General features: G+C 72.7%; 13 protein-coding genes. 6 read left to right on the top strand and 7 right to left on the bottom strand.

From position 1 onward, the window contains the following. Window positions 1-64: 64 nt before the first annotated feature. The gene (gene hemA / locus ACGF13_RS39045) at window positions 65-1,297 is read right to left on the bottom strand and encodes a 5-aminolevulinate synthase (RefSeq protein ID WP_392884303.1); all 1,233 of its coding nucleotides are present in this window, start codon (window positions 1,295-1,297) and stop codon (window positions 65-67) included. A gap of 202 nt (window positions 1,298-1,499) precedes the next feature. Here hemA and ACGF13_RS39040 point away from each other — a divergent pair, with 202 nt between their 5' ends. The 3 genes from ACGF13_RS39040 (at window position 1,500) to asnB (ending at window position 5,022) form a co-directional block, all read left to right on the top strand. Beyond that, window positions 1,500-2,030 (top strand): GNAT family N-acetyltransferase, encoded by a 531-nt coding sequence (locus ACGF13_RS39040; RefSeq protein ID WP_392884302.1) that lies wholly within the window; start codon window positions 1,500-1,502, stop codon window positions 2,028-2,030. Next, on the top strand, window positions 2,027-3,082 hold the full coding sequence (locus ACGF13_RS39035; protein WP_392884300.1) for a Gfo/Idh/MocA family oxidoreductase: 1,056 nt from the start codon (window positions 2,027-2,029) through the stop codon (window positions 3,080-3,082). Before ACGF13_RS39040 ends, ACGF13_RS39035 begins: the two co-directional genes overlap by 4 nt. Window positions 3,083-3,171: 89 nt before the next feature. Then, window positions 3,172-5,022 carry an asparagine synthase (glutamine-hydrolyzing) gene (gene asnB, locus ACGF13_RS39030; protein WP_392884299.1) on the top strand — a complete coding sequence of 617 codons (1,851 nt, stop codon included), beginning with the start codon at window positions 3,172-3,174 and terminating at the stop codon, window positions 5,020-5,022. 52 nt (window positions 5,023-5,074) lie between these two features. Here the strand turns inward: asnB and ACGF13_RS39025 are convergent, their stop codons facing one another. Continuing rightward, window positions 5,075-5,485 carry an ArsR/SmtB family transcription factor gene (locus tag ACGF13_RS39025; protein WP_392884298.1) on the bottom strand — a complete coding sequence of 137 codons (411 nt, stop codon included), beginning with the start codon at window positions 5,483-5,485 and terminating at the stop codon, window positions 5,075-5,077. A 109-nt stretch (window positions 5,486-5,594) separates the two neighbouring features. On the opposite strand from ACGF13_RS39025, the gene ACGF13_RS39020 reads away from it, so the two are divergent. Both ACGF13_RS39020 and ACGF13_RS39015 read left to right on the top strand, forming a co-directional pair. Then, the gene (locus tag ACGF13_RS39020; RefSeq protein WP_392884296.1) at window positions 5,595-6,800 is read left to right on the top strand and encodes an MFS transporter; all 1,206 of its coding nucleotides are present in this window, start codon (window positions 5,595-5,597) and stop codon (window positions 6,798-6,800) included. 238 nt (window positions 6,801-7,038) lie between these two features. Next, window positions 7,039-9,099, top strand: coding sequence for a phosphocholine-specific phospholipase C (locus tag ACGF13_RS39015; protein WP_392884294.1), 2,061 nt, complete (start codon window positions 7,039-7,041; stop codon window positions 9,097-9,099). Window positions 9,100-9,159: 60 nt separating this feature from the next. Here ACGF13_RS39015 and ACGF13_RS39010 read toward each other — a convergent pair whose 3' ends face one another. The 5 genes from ACGF13_RS39010 to ACGF13_RS38990 form a co-directional block, all read right to left on the bottom strand. Beyond that, window positions 9,160-10,869: an urease subunit alpha gene (locus tag ACGF13_RS39010; protein WP_392884293.1), complete on the bottom strand. Its 1,710-nt coding sequence runs from the start codon at window positions 10,867-10,869 to the stop codon at window positions 9,160-9,162. Beyond that, on the bottom strand, window positions 10,866-11,573 hold the full coding sequence (gene ureA, locus ACGF13_RS39005; protein ID WP_392884292.1) for an urease subunit gamma: 708 nt from the start codon (window positions 11,571-11,573) through the stop codon (window positions 10,866-10,868). The genes ACGF13_RS39010 and ureA overlap by 4 nt, the downstream gene beginning before the upstream one ends. Before the next feature lie 56 nt (window positions 11,574-11,629). Next, window positions 11,630-12,832, bottom strand: a complete 1,203-nt coding sequence (locus ACGF13_RS39000) for an agmatine/peptidylarginine deiminase (protein ID WP_392884291.1) — start codon at window positions 12,830-12,832, stop codon at window positions 11,630-11,632. 161 nt (window positions 12,833-12,993) lie between these two features. Beyond that, a complete protein-coding gene (locus ACGF13_RS38995) occupies window positions 12,994-14,808 on the bottom strand; it encodes a serine/threonine-protein kinase (RefSeq protein ID WP_392884290.1) in 1,815 nt (604 codons plus the stop codon). A 102-nt stretch (window positions 14,809-14,910) separates the two neighbouring features. Continuing rightward, a complete protein-coding gene (locus ACGF13_RS38990) occupies window positions 14,911-15,528 on the bottom strand; it encodes a TetR/AcrR family transcriptional regulator (protein WP_392884288.1) in 618 nt (205 codons plus the stop codon). Window positions 15,529-15,682: 154 nt separating this feature from the next. Between ACGF13_RS38990 and ACGF13_RS38985 the strand changes: the two genes are divergently transcribed. After that, complete coding sequence (locus tag ACGF13_RS38985) at window positions 15,683-16,741, top strand: agmatine/peptidylarginine deiminase (protein WP_392884287.1); 1,059 nt, start codon at window positions 15,683-15,685, stop codon at window positions 16,739-16,741. Window positions 16,742-16,749: the final 8 nt, after the last annotated feature.

The following is a 16,749-nucleotide window of genomic DNA, read 5'->3' as shown; positions in this document are numbered from 1 at the left end:
GTGTTCTCCTCGGACGGGTGCGGCCGACCGTTCGGTGCGGACCGGTCGGCGCGGCTGGGCGGGGTCATGCGACGGGCTCGGCCGCGAGGCGGCGCGGCAGGTCGGCGCGCCGCCAGATGTCGTCGAGCGCGTCGGCGAAGGCGACGATCCCGCTGTCGTCGTGCTGCGGGGTCGGGGTGACCCGCAGCCGCTCGGTGCCCGCGGGAACGCTGGGCGCGTTGATCGGCTGGACGTAGAAGCCGTGGCGTTCCAGCAACTCGTCCGCGACCTCCCGGCAGGCCCGGGAGTCCCCGACCAGCACGGGGACGATGTGCGCGGCGTCCGAGACCACGGGGATGCCGCGTTCCCGCAGCAGCGTGTGCAACAGCGTGGCCTTCTCGCGCAGTTGGCTCCGCTCCTTCTCGGAACGCTTGAGGTGCCGTACGGCCGCCAGCGCGCCGGCCGCGACGGCCGGGGGCAATGAGGTGGTGAAGATGAACGCGGAGGCGAAGCTGCGGACGGCGTCCACCACCGGGGCGGGGCCGGCGATGTAGCCGCCGGCCGCGCCGAAGGCCTTGGCCAGGGTGCCCTGGACGACGTCGAACCGGCCCTGGAGGCCGAGTTCCGCGGCCTTGCCGGAGCCCCGCGGCCCGTACATGCCGACCGCGTGCACCTCGTCGAGGTAGGTGAACGCGCCATATTCGCGGGCGAGTTCGGCCACCCGCGCGAGCGGTGCCACGTCGCTCTCCATGGAGTAGACGCTCTCCAGCGCCACGATCTTGGGGACGGCGGGATCGGTGCCGGCCAGCAGTTCCTCGAGGTGCTCCATGTCGTTGTGCCGGAAGATGAGCTTCTCCGCGCCGCTGTGCCGGATGCCCGCGATCATCGAGGCGTGGTTGAGCTCGTCGGACAGCACGACGCAGCCCGGCAGCCGGCCCGCCAGGACGGTCAGGGCGGCGTCGTTGGCGGCGTAGCCGGTGGGGAGGACGAGTGCGGACTCCATGCCGTGCAGATCGGCCAGTTCGCGCTCCAGCTCCACGTGGTAGCGGTGGTTGCCCGAGATGTTGCGTGAGCCTCCGCTGCCCGCCCCGGACTCGTCGACGGCCCGCTTCATGGCCTCCAGGACGAGCGGGTGCTGGCCCATGCCGAGGTAGTCGTTGCTGCACCACACGTGGATCCGGCGCCCGGTGCCGGGGCCGTGCTTCAGCGCGGCGGGGAAGGAGCCGGCCAGGCGCTCGACCTCGAGGAACGTCCGGTAGCCGCCGCGGTCGCGCAGGTCGTCCAGTTGGGATGCGAAGAATTCGACGTAGTCGAACATCATTCCTCCGGTTCGCCGGTTCAGAACGGACACCGGAAAGATAGACAACTGCTCCGGGTTCTCGTAAATTCTGTTTCCGGCCGCCCATGAGCGGGTCGGATAAATCGAGGTGGAGAGCGCCTCGGGGAGTTATTCGCCGACCGCATGGATCACCGTCCGGGACATTTCTCTTGTATCGGTGATTTGCCTATAGTCCTGAATCATGATCGCTCAGTCACACGACCTGCCGCGGTCGGCGACGACCATGGACATCGAGGAACTCGTCAGGCTGCGCGGCCACCTGCTCGGTGCCGGCACCGCCCCCTACTCCGCCCGCACCCCGCAGGAGGACGCCGCCTGGCGTGCGGCGTACCGCTCCTGGCTGATCCGGTGGCTGACCGGGCCGACCGGCCGGGTGCAGGTGACGGTGATCGGTCCGGCGCACCGGCTGGCCGCCTGCGCCGTCGCCGTGATCGACGACCGCGCGCCGACCGCGCACTGCCCGAACGGCCTGACCGGATGGGTGCAGTCGGTCGTGGTCGACCCGGACCGGCGGCGGAGCGGACTCGGCACCCGCGTCATGCGACACGCCCTGGACTGGCTGCGTTCGCGGGACGTGCACAGCGTGGTGCTGCAGACCACGCCGGACGGTGCGGCCCTCTACCGCGGCCTCGGTTTCGTGCCGACGGGCGAAGACCTCCTGGCCCTCGACCTGCGGGGCGCCGAAACCAGCTGCGAGGTGATCGAGGCATGAAAGTCCTCATCGTCGGACTCGGATATGCCGGAACGCGGTTCCGCATCGCGTTCCGGAACACCGGAATTCCGATGGAATTCGCGCACGTGGGCCGGACCCGGCGCGACCCGGATATCCCGTACCACACCTCCGTGCGGCAGGGGATCGACCGGTTCCGCCCGGACGTCGTGGTGGTCACCGTGCCGGACGCCGCCCATGCCGAGATACTCGGGGAGCTTTCCGGCTTCCAGGGTTTCGTGGTGACGGAGAAGCCGCTCACCACCTCCCGCGACGACCCGACGGCCGTGGCGGCGGCGATGGCGAAGACCTCGGGCTTCTGCATGGATCTCGTGGAACGCTATTCGGAAGCGACGACGCGGTTGCGCGACCACGTCCGCCGCACCGGCCTGAGCCTGGTGCGGGCCCACTTCACCTGGGGCAAGGACCGCATCAACGACCACCGTCCCACCAGCGGCGTGGCGAGCGAGGTCATCCACCCGCTCGACCTCGTCGGCTGGATCGCCGGCGACGGCGCGGACCTGGAGCTGCACTCGGTCATCGGCACCCGGTCGGACTTCTCCGTCTCCGGGGCCGACGTCCTCGACAGCGTGGCGCTGGTCGGCCGGCTGGGCCCGGGCGTGGTCACCGGCTACAGCAGCTTCGTCAACATCACCCGCAAGCGGGAGGTCGACTTCGTCTTCCGCACACCGGACGGCGAACTCGAGTACGCCACCGCCGTCTACGACACACCGGCCTGGGACGCCGACCGGCTGCGCATCTGGCGGCGCACCTCGGAGGGCGACACGGTGCTGGCCGAGCTGGACACCGGGGAGCAGCCGGTGCCCGAGGGCGCCGCGACGGTGGTCAAGCTGGGCCGGATGGCCGCCGACGTCGCCCGGTTCGTCGTCCACGGCGAGCAGCCCGCACAGCCCTTCCCGGGCCTGGCCGACGCCTTGGCCCTTCAGGACCTGCTGACCTCCATGGAGCGCGCGGCGCGCGGCCCGGAGCCGGTCGCCTACTTCCCGGACGGCCGGACCGTGCTCCAGGAGGCCGACTGGGAGCGGCTGGGCTGACCGCCCCGCTCCCTGCATCCCCTCGATTCCCTTGTTTTCCAACGCCCTTGACCCCGTCCCCCCTGCGTGAGGACGAGAAGGAGACCGACATGTGCGGAATAGCCGGCTGGGTGGACTTCGGCCGCGACGTGCGCCAGGAACAGGACATCCTGGAGGCGATCACCCGGACGATGGCCTGCCGCGGCCCGGACGCCGAGGGCATGTGGAGCGACCGGCACGCGGCGCTCGGCCACCGCAGGCTGTCCATCATCGACCTCGACGGCGGCGCCCAGCCCATGGTCGCCGACGAGGCGGGCCGCACGCTGGCCTGCCTGACGTACAGCGGTGAGGTGTACAACTTCCAGGAACTGCGCCAGGAACTGCTCGCCCGCGGCCACAAGTTCCGCACCAGGAGCGACACCGAGGTGGTCCTGCGCGGCTACCTGGAGTGGGGCGAGGGCCTGGTGGACCGGCTCAACGGCATGTACGCCTTCGCCGTGTGGGACGTCCGGGAGCAGACCCTGCTGCTGGTCCGCGACCGCATGGGCGTCAAGCCGCTCTACTACTTCCCGACCCCGAACGGCGTCGTCTTCGGCTCCGAGCCCAAGGCGATCCTCGCCCACCCGGAGGTGCCCCGCCGGGTGAGCGCCGAAGGCCTGCGCGAGATCCTGGAGATGGTGAAGACCCCCGAGCACGGCGTCTTCTCCGGCATGTACGAGGTGCGCCCCGGTCAGCTCGTGCGCCTGACCCGGGCGGGGCTGTCCAAGCGGGTGTACTGGGCACTGGAGGCCCGGGAGCACACCGACGACCTCGACACCACGATCGCCACCGTCCGCGGCCTCCTGGACGACATCGTCACCCGCCAGACCGTCGCGGACGTGCCGCTGTGCTCGCTGCTCTCCGGCGGCCTGGACTCCTCGGCCATCACCGCGCTCGCGCACCAGAAGCTGGTGGCCCGCGGCGAGGGCCCGGTGCGCTCCTTCTCGGTCGACTTCGCCGACCACGGCGGGAACTTCGTCGCCGACCCGGTGCGCGGAACCTCCGACGCGCCGTTCGTCCGGGACCTGGTCGACCACATCGGCGCCGAGCACAGCGAGGTGCTCATCGACAGCGCCCAGCTCGCCGACCCGCAGCTGCGGGCTAAGGTCCTGCGCGCCCTCGACCTGCCGCCGGCCTACTGGGGCGACATGTGGCCGTCGCTGTACCGGCTGTTCCAGTCCGTCCGCGCCCAGTCGACCGTCGCCCTGTCCGGGGAGTCCGCGGACGAGGTGTTCGGCGGCTACCGCTGGTTCTTCGACGAGGAGGCGGTCAAGGCCCAGACGTTCCCGTGGCTGACGTCGGCCACCGGCAAGTACTTCGACGGCAAGTCGCTGTTCGACCCCGGCCTGCTGCACAAGCTGGGCATGCCCGACTTCCTCCGCGACAGCTACGCCCAGGCGGTGGGGGAGACCCCGGTGCTCCCGGGCGAGGACGCCACGGACCGGCGGATGCGGCAGATGAGCTACGTGAACCTGACCCGGTTCGTGCAGACCCTGCTGGACCGCAAGGACCGGATGAGCATGGCCGTCGGCCTGGAGGTGCGGGTCCCGTTCTGCGACCACCGGCTCGTGGAGTACGTGTTCAACGTGCCCTGGCGGATGAAGTCCTTCGACGGCCGGGAGAAGAGCCTGCTGCGGGCGGCGACGAAGGACCTGCTGCCGGAGTCGATCGTGCAGCGGGTCAAGAGCCCGTACCCCACCACCCAGGACCCGGCCTACGAGCAGGGCCTGCGCCGGGCGTTCACCGCGATCCTCAAGGACGCGGACTCGCCGGTGCTGTCGCTGCTGGACCGTGACGCGGCCCGCCGGCTGCTGGACTCGCCGGTCGGCGCCACCAGCGCGCAGTACGACCGCTCGGGTCTGGAGCTGGCGCTCGGCGTCAACGACTGGCTGGTCGCGTACGACGTGACGCTGGACCTCTGACCGGGCGGGCCGGGGCCCGATGGCGGGCGGGCCGGGGCCGGGGCGGTGCCGTTCAGTCGGTGCCGGCCGCGGCCCCGGCCCGGCCCGCGCCCGGGAGGGCGGGGCGGTCCTCGCCGCGGGCGCCGGCGGCTCCGTAACCGTCCCGCGTGGCGGAGCCGAGCAGGTGGTCGAGGAGGCCGGGGTAGCGCTGCTCCAGGTCGGCCGTGCGCAGCGAGTTGAAGCAGCGCGTCCCCTCGGAGCGGACCCAGAGCACTCCGGCCTCCCGGAGGATCTTCAGGTGGTGGGTCATCGTGGACTTGGCTATGTCACCGCCGAGTTCACCGGCCGTGTGTTCCCTGCCGTCGGACAGGGTCAGCACGATGCCCAGCCTGGTCGCGTCGCTCAACGCGAAGAGGACGGCGGGCAGTCGGATGTCCTTGGGGTCCGGGTGGAAGTAGCGGCGCACCCGCCAAGAATCGCACATCCGATCAAGGCCGGGTCCGGATGGCTGAAAAGTGACGCCGAGCTTGCGGCGGAGCCGCGCCCTCGCACTATGTATCTATGTACCGCGACTATCAAACATTGGGGCGCCAGTGAAACTCGTCTACCTCCTCGGACTCGGAGCCTTCGCGCTCGGTCTCGACGCCTACGTCACGGCCGGCCTGCTGCCCGTCATCGCCGACGACTTCCACGCCTCCGTGTCGGCCGCCGGACAGATGGTCACCACCTTCACCCTCGCCTACGCCATCGCCTCGCCCATCTTCGCCACCCTGCTGTCCGCGTCGCGGGTCCGGCTCGGCCTGCTCGGCTCCCTCGCGGTCTTCTCCCTCGCGAACGCCGGCAGCGCGATCGCCGGCTCGCTCGGCCTGCTGCTGGTCGCCCGGGCCTTCGCCGGTGTCGGCGCCGGCCTCTACCTCGCGCTCGCCGCCTCGGCCGCCGCGTCCCTCGTCGACGAGAAGCGCCGCGGCCGCGCCCTCGCCGTCATCATGGGCGGGATGAGCTCCGGCACCGTGATCGGCGTGCCGCTCGGTGTCTTCATCGCCCAGCACTCCGGCTGGCGCACCACGCTGTGGCTGGTCACCGCCATCGGCCTGGTCTCCTTCGCCGGACTCGCCCTGCGGCTGCCCGTCCTGCCCGCCACCACCTCGGTGACGCTGCGTCAGCGCGCCCAGGTGGTCACCGACCCCCGGGTCGCCTCCATCGTCGGCGTGTCCTTCCTCGCCGCCGTCGCCAGCCTCGGCCTCTACACCTACTTCGCGCCCGTCATGGCGAGCGACATCATGGGCGGCGTCGACAACATCACGCCCTACCTGTGGGCCTGGGGCATCGGCGGCGTCATCGGCAGCTTCCTCATCGGCCCGCTGGTGGACCGGGTTCGGCGCCCGTACTCGCTGGTCGTCGGCATCCTCGTCCTGCTCACCGCCTCCCTCGCCCTGCTGCGCCCCGCCGCGACGGTCACCCCGCTGCTCGCCCTGCTGCCCATCGCGGTGTGGGGAGCGGTGGGCTGGGCGCTCCAGGTCCCGCAGCAGAACGACCTGCTGCTGGCCCGGGGGGACCGCGGCGGCCCGGTCGCCGTCGCGCTGAACGAGTCCGCCCTCTACCTCGGCAGCGCGGTGGGCTCCGGTCTCGGCGGCATCGCCTTCTCCCTCGACTGGGACGGTGCCGTCCTCCCGCTGTTCGCCGCCGGAGCCGCCCTGCTCGGCCTGGTCCTCCAGCTCACCGGCGTCCGCGCGGCGCAGCGCCGGCCGGCCGGGGTGCCGGTGCAGGCCGAGCCCGTGGCGGCCGACGCCGGCAGCTGACGTCCCGGCCCGGGTGGTCCCGTGCGGGTGTGCGGTCGGAGTTCTCCGGCCGCACACCCGCACGGGACCACCTGTGTCCGCCTCAGGCCTCGCTCAGGTCTTGTCCGTACAACTCGATGCGTTCTTCTGCTGTACGGCGGGCAGTCATGAACGGTCCTCCGGACGGTACCCCGCACCCGCTGTCCTTGTGGGCGCCGTCCTCCACCCTCGTTCCTGACATGCAGAGGTCAACCCACCCATGGCTGAGCTGAACCGCCGCCGATTCCTCCAACTCGCGGGCGCGACCGTCGCGTTCTCGTCACTGTCGCAGAGCATCGCGCGCGCCGCGTCCATCGCCCCGCAGGGGAGCACCGGCACGATCCAGGACGTCGAGCACATCGTCGTGCTGATGCAGGAGAACCGTTCCTTCGACCACTACTTCGGGGCGCTGAAGGGCGTCCGCGGCTTCGGCGACCCCCGCCCGGTCACCCTGCCGAGCGGCAAGTCGGTGTGGCACCAGACGGACGCCCTCAAACGGGAGGTGCTGCCGTTCCGCCCCCAGGTCAGCGACCTCGGGATGCAGTTCGTCCAGGACCTCAACCACGACTGGGCCGGCGGCCACAAGGCCTTCAACAGCGGCAAGTACGACCAGTGGGTCCCCGCCAAGACGGCCACCACGATGGCCTACCTGACCCGCGACGACATCCCCTTCCACTACGCGCTCGCCGACGCGTTCACCATCTGCGACGCCTACCACTGCTCGTTCATCGGCTCCACCGACCCGAACCGCTACTACATGTGGACGGGCTGCACCGGCAACGGCGTCACCGGCAACGGCCCGGTCCTCGGCAACCAGGAGGCCGGCTACACCTGGACGACTTACCCCGAGCGACTGGAGAAGGCCGGAGTCTCCTGGAGGATCTACCAGGACATCGGCGACGGACTGGACGCGGGCGGATCCTGGGGCTGGATCGGCGACGCGTACCGCGGCAACTACGGCGACAACTCGCTGCTCTACTTCAACAACTACCGCAACGCCAAGCCCGGCGACCCGCTGTACGACAAGGCCCGCACCGGCACCAACGCCAAGGCGGGCGACGGCCTGTTCGACCAGCTGCGGCGCGACGTGCAGGCCGGCACCCTGCCGCAGATCTCCTGGATCGCCGCCCCCGAGGCGTTCACCGAGCACCCCAACTGGCCCGCCAACTACGGCGCCTGGTACGTCTCCCAGGTGCTGGACGCGCTGACGTCCAACCCCGCCGTGTGGGCGAAGACCGCGCTGTTCATCACCTACGACGAGAACGACGGCTTCTTCGACCACGTCGTGCCGCCGTTCCCACCCTCCTCCGCCTCACAGGGCCTGTCCACCGTGGCAACCGGCACCGACTACCACGGCGGCAGCATCGGCTACTCGGCCGGGCCGTACGGACTCGGCCAGCGGGTGCCGATGCTGGTCGTCTCGCCCTGGAGCACCGGCGGCTACAGCTGCTCGGAGACCTTCGACCACACCTCGATCATCCGCTTCATGGAACGCCGCTTCGGCGTCCTGGAGCCCAACATCTCGCCCTGGCGGCGCGCCATCTGCGGCGACCTGACCTCCGCCTTCGACTTCACCGCGTCGAACGCGACCCCGGCAGCGCTCCCCTCCACGGCCGGCTACGCCCCGCAGGACCGCAACCGGCACCCCGACTACGTGCCCACCCCGCCCGCCACCGGCACCATGCCGAGGCAGGAGCCGGGGGCGAAGCCCACCCGCCCGCTGGCGTACGCGCCCTACGTGGACGGGGCGGCCGACACCGGCACGGGCAAGTACCGGCTCACCTTCAGCGCGGGCACGGCGGCCGGCGGCCAGTTCCTGGTCACCTCACCCAACCGCACCGACGGCCCGTGGACCTACACCACGGAGGCCGGCAAGACGATCGCGGACGCCTGGAACACCACGTACTCCGGCGGCGTCACGGACCTGACCGTGTTCGGCCCCAACGGCTTCCTGCGCCGCTTCCGCAACCCCGGCAAGACGGCCGGGCCCGAGGTCACCGCCCGCCACAACCCGGCCACCGGCAACCTCGACCTGACCCTCACCAACGCGGGCGGCGCCGACGTCGTGCTCACCCTCACCAATGCCTACGGCGGCACGCCGCAGACCCTCACCGTCCGCCGGGGTGCCACCGTCACCAGCACCGTCGACCTGAGCGCCTGCCGCAACTGGTACGACGTCACCGTCACCTCCGGCGCGACCGCCGACTTCGTGCGCCGGCTCGCCGGCCACGTCGAGACCGGCGCCCCCGGCCTCTCCGACCCGGGCATCCTCACCCGCTGACGCCCCCGGTACGCCGCCGCCCCGGGCACACCCACGTGCCCGGGGCGGCGGCGTACGCGTTCAGAGGAAGTAGAGGCGGTTCAGCGGGACCTCCTCGGCGGGGGAGGACCGCAACGGTGTGCCGTCGAGGGTGACGAGCCCCTCGCGCGGGTCGACGAGGACCTCGCCGAGGCGGGTGTTGCGGACCATGTCGCGCGGACCGATGCCGCGGGTGTGGCGGACGGCGACGCGACGGCGCCGGGTGGTCATGGTGTCGTGGGGGCGGTCCCGGGTGCCGGACTCGGCGGCGGCGCGGCTGGTGAAGGCGACGGAGAGGTCGGCCGGGGTGGCGCCGTGGGCGCCGAACAGGGGCCCCAGGACGAGGGGTTGGCAGGTCTCGGTGGCGGCGTTGGGGTCGCCGGTGACGCCGTAGGCGGGGAAGCCGGCCTTGAGGACCAGCTGCGGCTTGGCGCCGAAGGAGGCCGGCTGCCACAGCACGATGTCGGCGAGCTTGCCGACCTCGATCGAGCCGACCTCGTGGGAGAGGCCGTGGGCGATCGCCGGGTTGACGGTGAGCTTGGCGATGTAGCGCAGCACGCGCTCGTTGTCGTCGTCCGGGCCGTCGCCCTCCAGCGGGCCGCGCTCGGCCTTCATCTTCCCGGCCACGGCGAAGGTGCGGCGCACCGTCTCGCCGGCCCGGCCCATGCCCTGGGCGTCGGAGGAGGTGATGCCGATGGCGCCGAGGTCGTGCAGGACGTCCTCGGCGCCCATCGTGCCGGCCCGGATGCGGTCGCGGGCCATCGCGGCGTCGCCGGGCAGGTCGGTCTTCAGCCCGTGGACGGAGACGATCATGCCGTAGTGCTCGGCCACCGCGTCCCGGCCGAAGGGCAGGGTGGGGTTGGTGGAGGAGCCGATGACGTTCGGCACACCGGCCATCTTCAGCACGTTGGGGACGTGCCCGCCGCCGCAGCCCTCGATGTGGAAGGCGTGGATGGTCCGGCCCTCCAGCACGCTCAGGGTGTCCTCGACGGAGAGGCACTCGTTCAACCCGTCGGTGTGCAGGGCCACCTGGACGTCGTGGGCCTCGGCGACGGACAGCGCGGTGTCCAGGGCGCGGGTGTGGGCGCCCATGTCCTCGTGCACCTTGAAGCCGCAGGCCCCGCCCTCGGCGAGGGCCTCGACGAGGGGAGCGGGATGGGAGGACGAACCGCGGCCCAGGAAGCCGATGTTGACGGGCCAGGCGTCGAAGGCGTTGAAGGCGTGGCGCAGCGCCCAGGGGGAGTTGACGCCGACTCCCCAGGCGGGGCCGAACTCCTGGCCGATGATCGTGGTGACGCCGGAGGCCAGCGAGGCCTCCATGATCCGCGGGGACATCAGGTGGACGTGGGTGTCGATGGCACCGGCGGTCGCGATCAGGCCCTCGCCGGAGACGATGGCCGTTCCGGTGCCGACGACCACGTCCACGCCGTCCAGGGTGTCCGGGTTGCCGGCCCGGCCGATCGAGGCGATCCGGCCCTCCCGGATGCCGATCGAGGTCTTGCGGATGCCCTGGACGGCGTCGATCACCAGCACGTTGCTGATGACGAGGTCGCAGGTGTCCCGGACGGCGGCGGCCTTGAGGTGCAGGCCGTCGCGGGCGGTCTTGCCGAAGCCGACGAGGAACTCGTCGCCCGGTCGCTGGGAGTCGGACTCGACCCGGACGACCAGTCCGCTGTCGCCGAGCCGGACCCGGTCCCCGGCGCGCGGGCCGTGCACGGCGGTGTACTCGGACGCTTCGATGCTGCTGCTCACCGCTGGTTCTCCCGTTCGTCGTCGACTGCTCCGAGGTAGCCCTGTTCGGCCGCCCTGCGCAGGGCCTCCCGCCGGGCCCGCGGCGAGTCCAGCGGGCCGTCCACGAGTCCGGCGAAGCCGATCGCGACCCGTTCGCCGCCGATCGGCACCAGGCCGACCTCGACGGTGGCGCCGGGGTCGAAGCGCACCGAGGAGCCGGCCGGGACGGCCAGGTGGGTGCCGTAGGCGGCGGCCCGGTCGAAGGCCAGACGCGGGTTGACCTCGAAGAAGTGGAAGTGCGAGGTGACCGAGATGGGCACGTCCGCGGTGTTGCGCACGGCGAGGACGCGCACGGGCTCCGGCTCGGGCGCGGTACGGCCGTCGGGGAGCACCGCGCCGGGCGCGGCCTCGCCGAGGGTGCCGCCGCCGAACGGGTCGGCGATGACGGCGAGCCGGGTGCCGTCCTCGAAGACGGCCTCCACCTGGATCTCGGTGACCAGGTCGGGGACGCCGGGCAGCACGTCGGCGGCGGCGAGGACGGAGCGCCCCCGCCGGACGGCCTCGGCCAGCCGGAGGCCGTCGCGGGCGGCCTCGCAGACGGTGTCCGAGATCAGCGCGACGGCTTCGGGGACGTTGAGCCGCAGGCCGCGGGCGCGGCGGGCGCGGGCGAGTTCGGCGGCCGTGAAGATCAGCAGCCGGTCGCGTTCGGTGGGGGTCAGCTGCACGGGGGTTCCCTTCTCCCTCGGTGCGAGGCGGGCGGAACGGGCGGAACGGGGCGGGGTCAGCCGGCGGGCTGGTCGTGGGTGGCGCAGTGGATGCCACCCCCGCCGCCGGCGATGGTGTCGATGGACAGGGGGACGATCTCGCGGTCCGGGAACTGCTCCTTGAAGACCTCCTGGGCGTGGCCGTCGGCCCTGGCGTCGCCGAACTTCGGCAGGTAGACGCCCTTGTTGCCGATGTAGAAGTTCATGTACGAGGAGACGAAGGCGTCGCCGCGGCCGGTGATCCGGTCCGGGTCGGGCTGGCTGATCTCGATCACCCTGAGCTTGCGGCCGGCGGCGTCGGTGGCCTCGGCGAGGACGGCGCGGGCCTGGTCGGCCGAGCGGGACCAGACGTCCGGCGGGGTGCCGGGGAACGCCCGGTCCAGCAGGACGACCCCGGGGGCGGCGTACCGGGCGAGGCAGTCGACGTGGGCGTCGGTGATGTCCTTGCCCTTCACACCCGCCAGCCAGATCACCTTGGTCAGGCCCAGCACCCGCTTGAGCTCCGCCTCGATCTCCTCGCGGGTGCGGCCCGGGTTGCGGTTGTCGTTGACGACGGAGCTCTCGGTGACCAGCAGGGTGCCCTCGCCGTCGGTCTCGAAGGAGCCGCCCTCGGCGGTGACCGGGGTCTCGACCCGTTCGATCCCGTACTTCTCCAGGACGGCGCGGGCGATCCGGCCGTCATTGGTGTGCTCCTGCTTGCCGCCCCAGCCGCTGAAGTTGAAGTCGACGCCCCGGACCCTTCCGCCCTCCTCCACGAAGACCGGGACGGTGTCGCGGGCCCACAGGTCGTCCACGGGGACGGAGAGCAGCTCGACGGCCGAGCCGCAGGCGTTGCGGGCCGAGGCCTCCTGGCCGGGGCGGACAAGCAGGACCACCGGTTCGCGCTCGCCGATGGCCCTGGCCACCGAGGCGATGTCCCGGCGGACGGACCCGAGCTGCTCGCCCCAGACGTTCTCGGAGGCGGGCCAGGCCATGAAGGTCCGCTCGTGCTTCTCCCACTCGCCGCCGAGCCGGCGTCCGCGGGCGGGAGCCGGGGCGGGGGCGGAGGGCTGTGCGGGCACCTGGGTGGACGCCTGGCCGGGGCCGCCGGTGTCCGTCGGAGCCGCGGAGCCGGCCGGGTCGTCACCGGCGGCGGCGCAGGCGGTCGCACCGAGGGCGATCGCACCGGCGCCGGCGAGCGAGCGCAGGACCGTGCGGCGGGCGAGGGAGGACTGGGACACGCTGGACTCCGGTGGGGCTGGGGTGGTTCAGGAGGCTCCGGCATCGCCGGGACCTGCACTCTTACATTGACTGAAAAATCAGTCAAGCTTGTCGGCGAAGCCGTCCGAAGGGCATCGAAGAGCCGCCGTTCCCCGACCACCCGGTGCGGGAACGGCGGCTCTCAGCCGTTGCGGCGGTACTGGTCCACGGACACCTTGACCGGCCCGTCCGCGCCGGCGGTCGACAGCACCCGGACCACGGCGAGGTCCCGGCCGTCCGCGGACCGGACGCAGAACGCGCCGCGCGGCCCGACGGCACTGAACGGCACATGCCCGGCCGGACGGCTGCCGAGCCCCTTGAGGCAGTCGGCGAGGCCCAGGCCGGTGTCCCGGCCGACGAAGGAGTCGGCGGCCTCCGGGAGGAGGAACTCGCCGTCGCCGCGGCCGACGTACCAGGTCGCGCTGTCGGCCGGGACGACCGCGGCCGTGGCGAGGTCGAACTCGTGGCCGGAATCCGGCGAGGTCAGCTCGACCCCGCGGTAGCCGGGGGCGTAGCCGGCGGCGGGCGGCGGCGCGGTGGCGGTCGGTGCGGCCGGGGCCGTCCGGGTGGGGGACGGGGTTCCGGCGGGCGCTGCCGGGACGGATGGCGCGGGGGTGCCCGGCGCGGCGGATCCGGAGACCGGGGCGTCGGCGGGCGCGGCCTCCACCTGGTCCGGGTCGTCGAGCAGGAACACCGCCGCCGCGGCGCCGACGGTCAGGGCCACGGCGGCGGTCAGCGCCGTTCGTCCGAGGGCCCGTCCGCGGCCTCGGCCGGCCCGGGCGGGTCTTGCCGGGCCGCCCTCGGCCGGGGGCACCGGCCCGGAGCCGGACGCCGAGGGGGGCGGTACCGGCCCGGAGCCGGACACCGAGGGCGGCGGCACCGGCCCGGAAGCGAGGACGGTGGGGGTCGGGACGGCCGCCGGGGCGAGGACCGTACGGGCCGAGGCCCAGCCGGGCTCGGCCGTCCGGTCGCCGTGCCCGCCGGTGCCGCCGTGCCCGCCGGAGTCGCCCGGCGCGGCCTCGGCCGGCACCTGCGGCAGGTGGGCGTGCTGGGTGATCTGGCTGGTCAGCGGGTGCGGCAGCCAGTCGTCGCCGAACCTGAGGTGGCCGCCGACCGCCGGGTGGTTCCGGGCGGCGGCGATCACCTCGATGGTGGTCGGCCGGTCCTCGGGCCGCTTGGCGAGGCAGTGCAGCAGCAGGTCGCGCAGGCCCGCCGGGGCCGGGCCGAGGTCCGGCTCCTCGTGGACGGTCCGGTAGAGCGTGGACGGGTCGGGCCCGTCACCGAAGGGCGGGTTGCCGCCGGCGACGTGGACGGCCAGGGCCCCGAGGGCGTACACGTCGGTGGCCGGGGTCGCGGGCCGGCCCATCGCCTGTTCGGGCGCCATGTAGGCGGGGGATCCGATACGCAGTCCGGTGCCGGTGAGCGCGGTGGCGTCGGCGGCCCGGGCGATGCCGAAGTCGATCACCCGGGGGCCGTCCGGGGCGATCAGCACGTTGCCCGGCTTGAGGTCGCGGTGCACCACCCCGGTGGCGTGGATCGCCTGCAGCGCCTCGGCGATGCCGGCGATCAGCAGCAGGACCGTTCGTTCGGGAAGCGGGCCGAAGCGCCGCACCACCTGCTGCAGGGACGGGCCCGGCACGTACGTGGTGGCCAGCCACGGCGTGGCGGCCTCCACACCGGCGTCCACGAGCTGGGCGGTGAACAGGCCGTGGATGCGTCTGGCGCTGGCCACCTCCTGGGCGAAGCGGGCGCGGAACTCCGGGTCCTCGGCGAGTTCGGGCCGCACCACCTTGAGCGCGACCGGCCGCCCGCCCGGGGTGTACGAGAGGTAGACCCGGCCCATGCCGCCCGCTCCGAGCCGCGCGTACAGCCGGTAGCCGCCGACCTCGCGCGGGTCGTCCGGGGTCAGCTCCTGGAAGACCGGCTGGAGGGCGGACGGGGATCGGTCAGCGGGCATGCGGGCTGCCTCTCTCGGCGGTCGGGGAGTCGGGACGCGCGGGGCCGACGGCCCGGAAGCGGGCGCACGGCTGGCGCGGACTCGCCGAGTTTAGAGGCTTCGTCAGGATCGGCCCAATCCGGCTCCGCGGCCCGGTCCGGTGTCCTGCGGTGCGCGCCCCAGCTCCGCCTCGATCGCCCCGCGCAGCAGGCGGCGGGCGTGCTCGGCCGGCAGGGAGCCGCTGAGCCAGCGCACGCTCAGGCCCTCGACGAGTGCGGTCAGCCGCTCGGCCGCCGCCGCGTGGGCCGGGGCGGTGCCGCACGGGTCGGCCCGGGCGAGCAGCTCGGCGACGTCGTGCACCCAGGTGTGGGTGCTCCTCGCGAGGTCCTCGCGGAGCTCCGGCTCGAAGACCGCGGTCGCCCTCAACTCGCCCCAGGCCGTGCTGTTCTCCCGCACCTCGGCGGTGTCCTGGAGTTCCAGGAGCAGCACCTGCTCCAGGTCGGCGAGGGGGTCCCCGCCCCGCGGTGCCGGGTCCTCGTCGGCGGTGTAGCGGTCGGCGCGGTCGCTGATGAACTCCAGCGTCCGGCGCAGCAGGCCGGCCCGGTCGGTGAAGTGGTAGTAGATCAGCGAGGCGGACACCCCGGCCTCGTCCGCCAGTTCGTTCACCCGCAGTCCGCGTACGCCGCGTCGGGCGATCACCCGGGTCGAGGCCTTGAGTATTTCCGTCCGACGATCCGACATGGTCGTCCACTCTACCGGGCCCTCCGGCCGGTCGGAGCACGTCCTGATGATTCTTTCAGGGGTCGGCGCCAACCACGGGACAAAAGCTTGACTGAATTTTCAGTACGGTGGAGGATGCGGGCACTTCCCACACCCCGACCGGAAGAGGTTTCCCGTGACGTACCGAATGCCCGCAGAGTGGACCGAGCACGAGGGCTGCCTGATGGCCTGGCCCGTCCGCCCGGACCTGTGGGGCGACACCCTGGCCGAGGTGAAGCGCGAGTACGCGGCGGTCGCCCGCGCCATCGCGGAGTTCGAGGCGGTCACCATGGTGGCCCCGCCCGGACACGGTGACGACGCGCGTGCCCACTGCGGCACGGACGCGGACCTCACCGTCGTCGAACTGCCCACCGACGACTCCTGGTTCCGCGACTCCGCGCCGATCTTCGTCCTCGACGGCGACGGCCGCCGGGCCGGCGTGGACTTCCGCTTCAACGCCTGGGGCCGCAAGCACAGCCCCTGGGACGCCGACGACCGGATCAGCGGCCTGCTGCTGGAGCACCTCGGCACCCCGGCGATCCGCTCCGAGATGATCCTCGAAGGCGGCGCGATCACCGTCGACGGCGAGGGCACGCTGATCACCACCGAGCAGTGCCTGCTCCACCCCAACCGCAACCCGGAGATGACCCGGCAGGAGATCGAGGCCGAGCTGAAGGCGCGCCTCGGTGTCGCCAAGGTCATCTGGCTGCCGTACGGCGGGGCGCTGGACACCGAGACCGACGGGCACGTGGACGGTGTCTGCGCCTTCGTCGCCCCCGGCAAGGTCGTGGTGCAGCTCCCGGCCGATCCCGGGCACCCGGACTTCGTGCGGATGCGGGCCAACCGCACCGTGCTGGAGCACTCCACCGACGCCCAGGGCCGGCCCTTCGAGATCGTCGACCTGCCGCAGAGCGCCTTCGTCGAGGTCGACGGCCGGGAGGTCGAGGTCGGCTACCTGAACTTCTACCTCGCCAACGGCGGCGTCGTCGTACCGGTCGCCGGCCACCCCGAGGACGCGGCGGCGCTGGCCGTGCTCGCCGCCGCCTACCCCGACCGCAAGGTCGTCGGCGTGCGCGCCCGGGTGATCGCGTACGGCGGCGGCGGCGTCCACTGCATCACCCAGCAGATCCCGGCCGCCGCGCCGTCCGCCACCACGCAGTCCGCCGCCGCGCCGGCCGCGGCCGATCGCGCCTGACCCCCGCC

The organism is Kitasatospora sp. NPDC048286 (assembly GCF_043201735.1).
Taxonomy (GTDB): domain Bacteria; phylum Actinomycetota; class Actinomycetes; order Streptomycetales; family Streptomycetaceae; genus Kitasatospora.
Note: the sequence above shows the minus strand (reverse complement) of the source record. Positions and strands in the feature narration are given on the sequence as shown.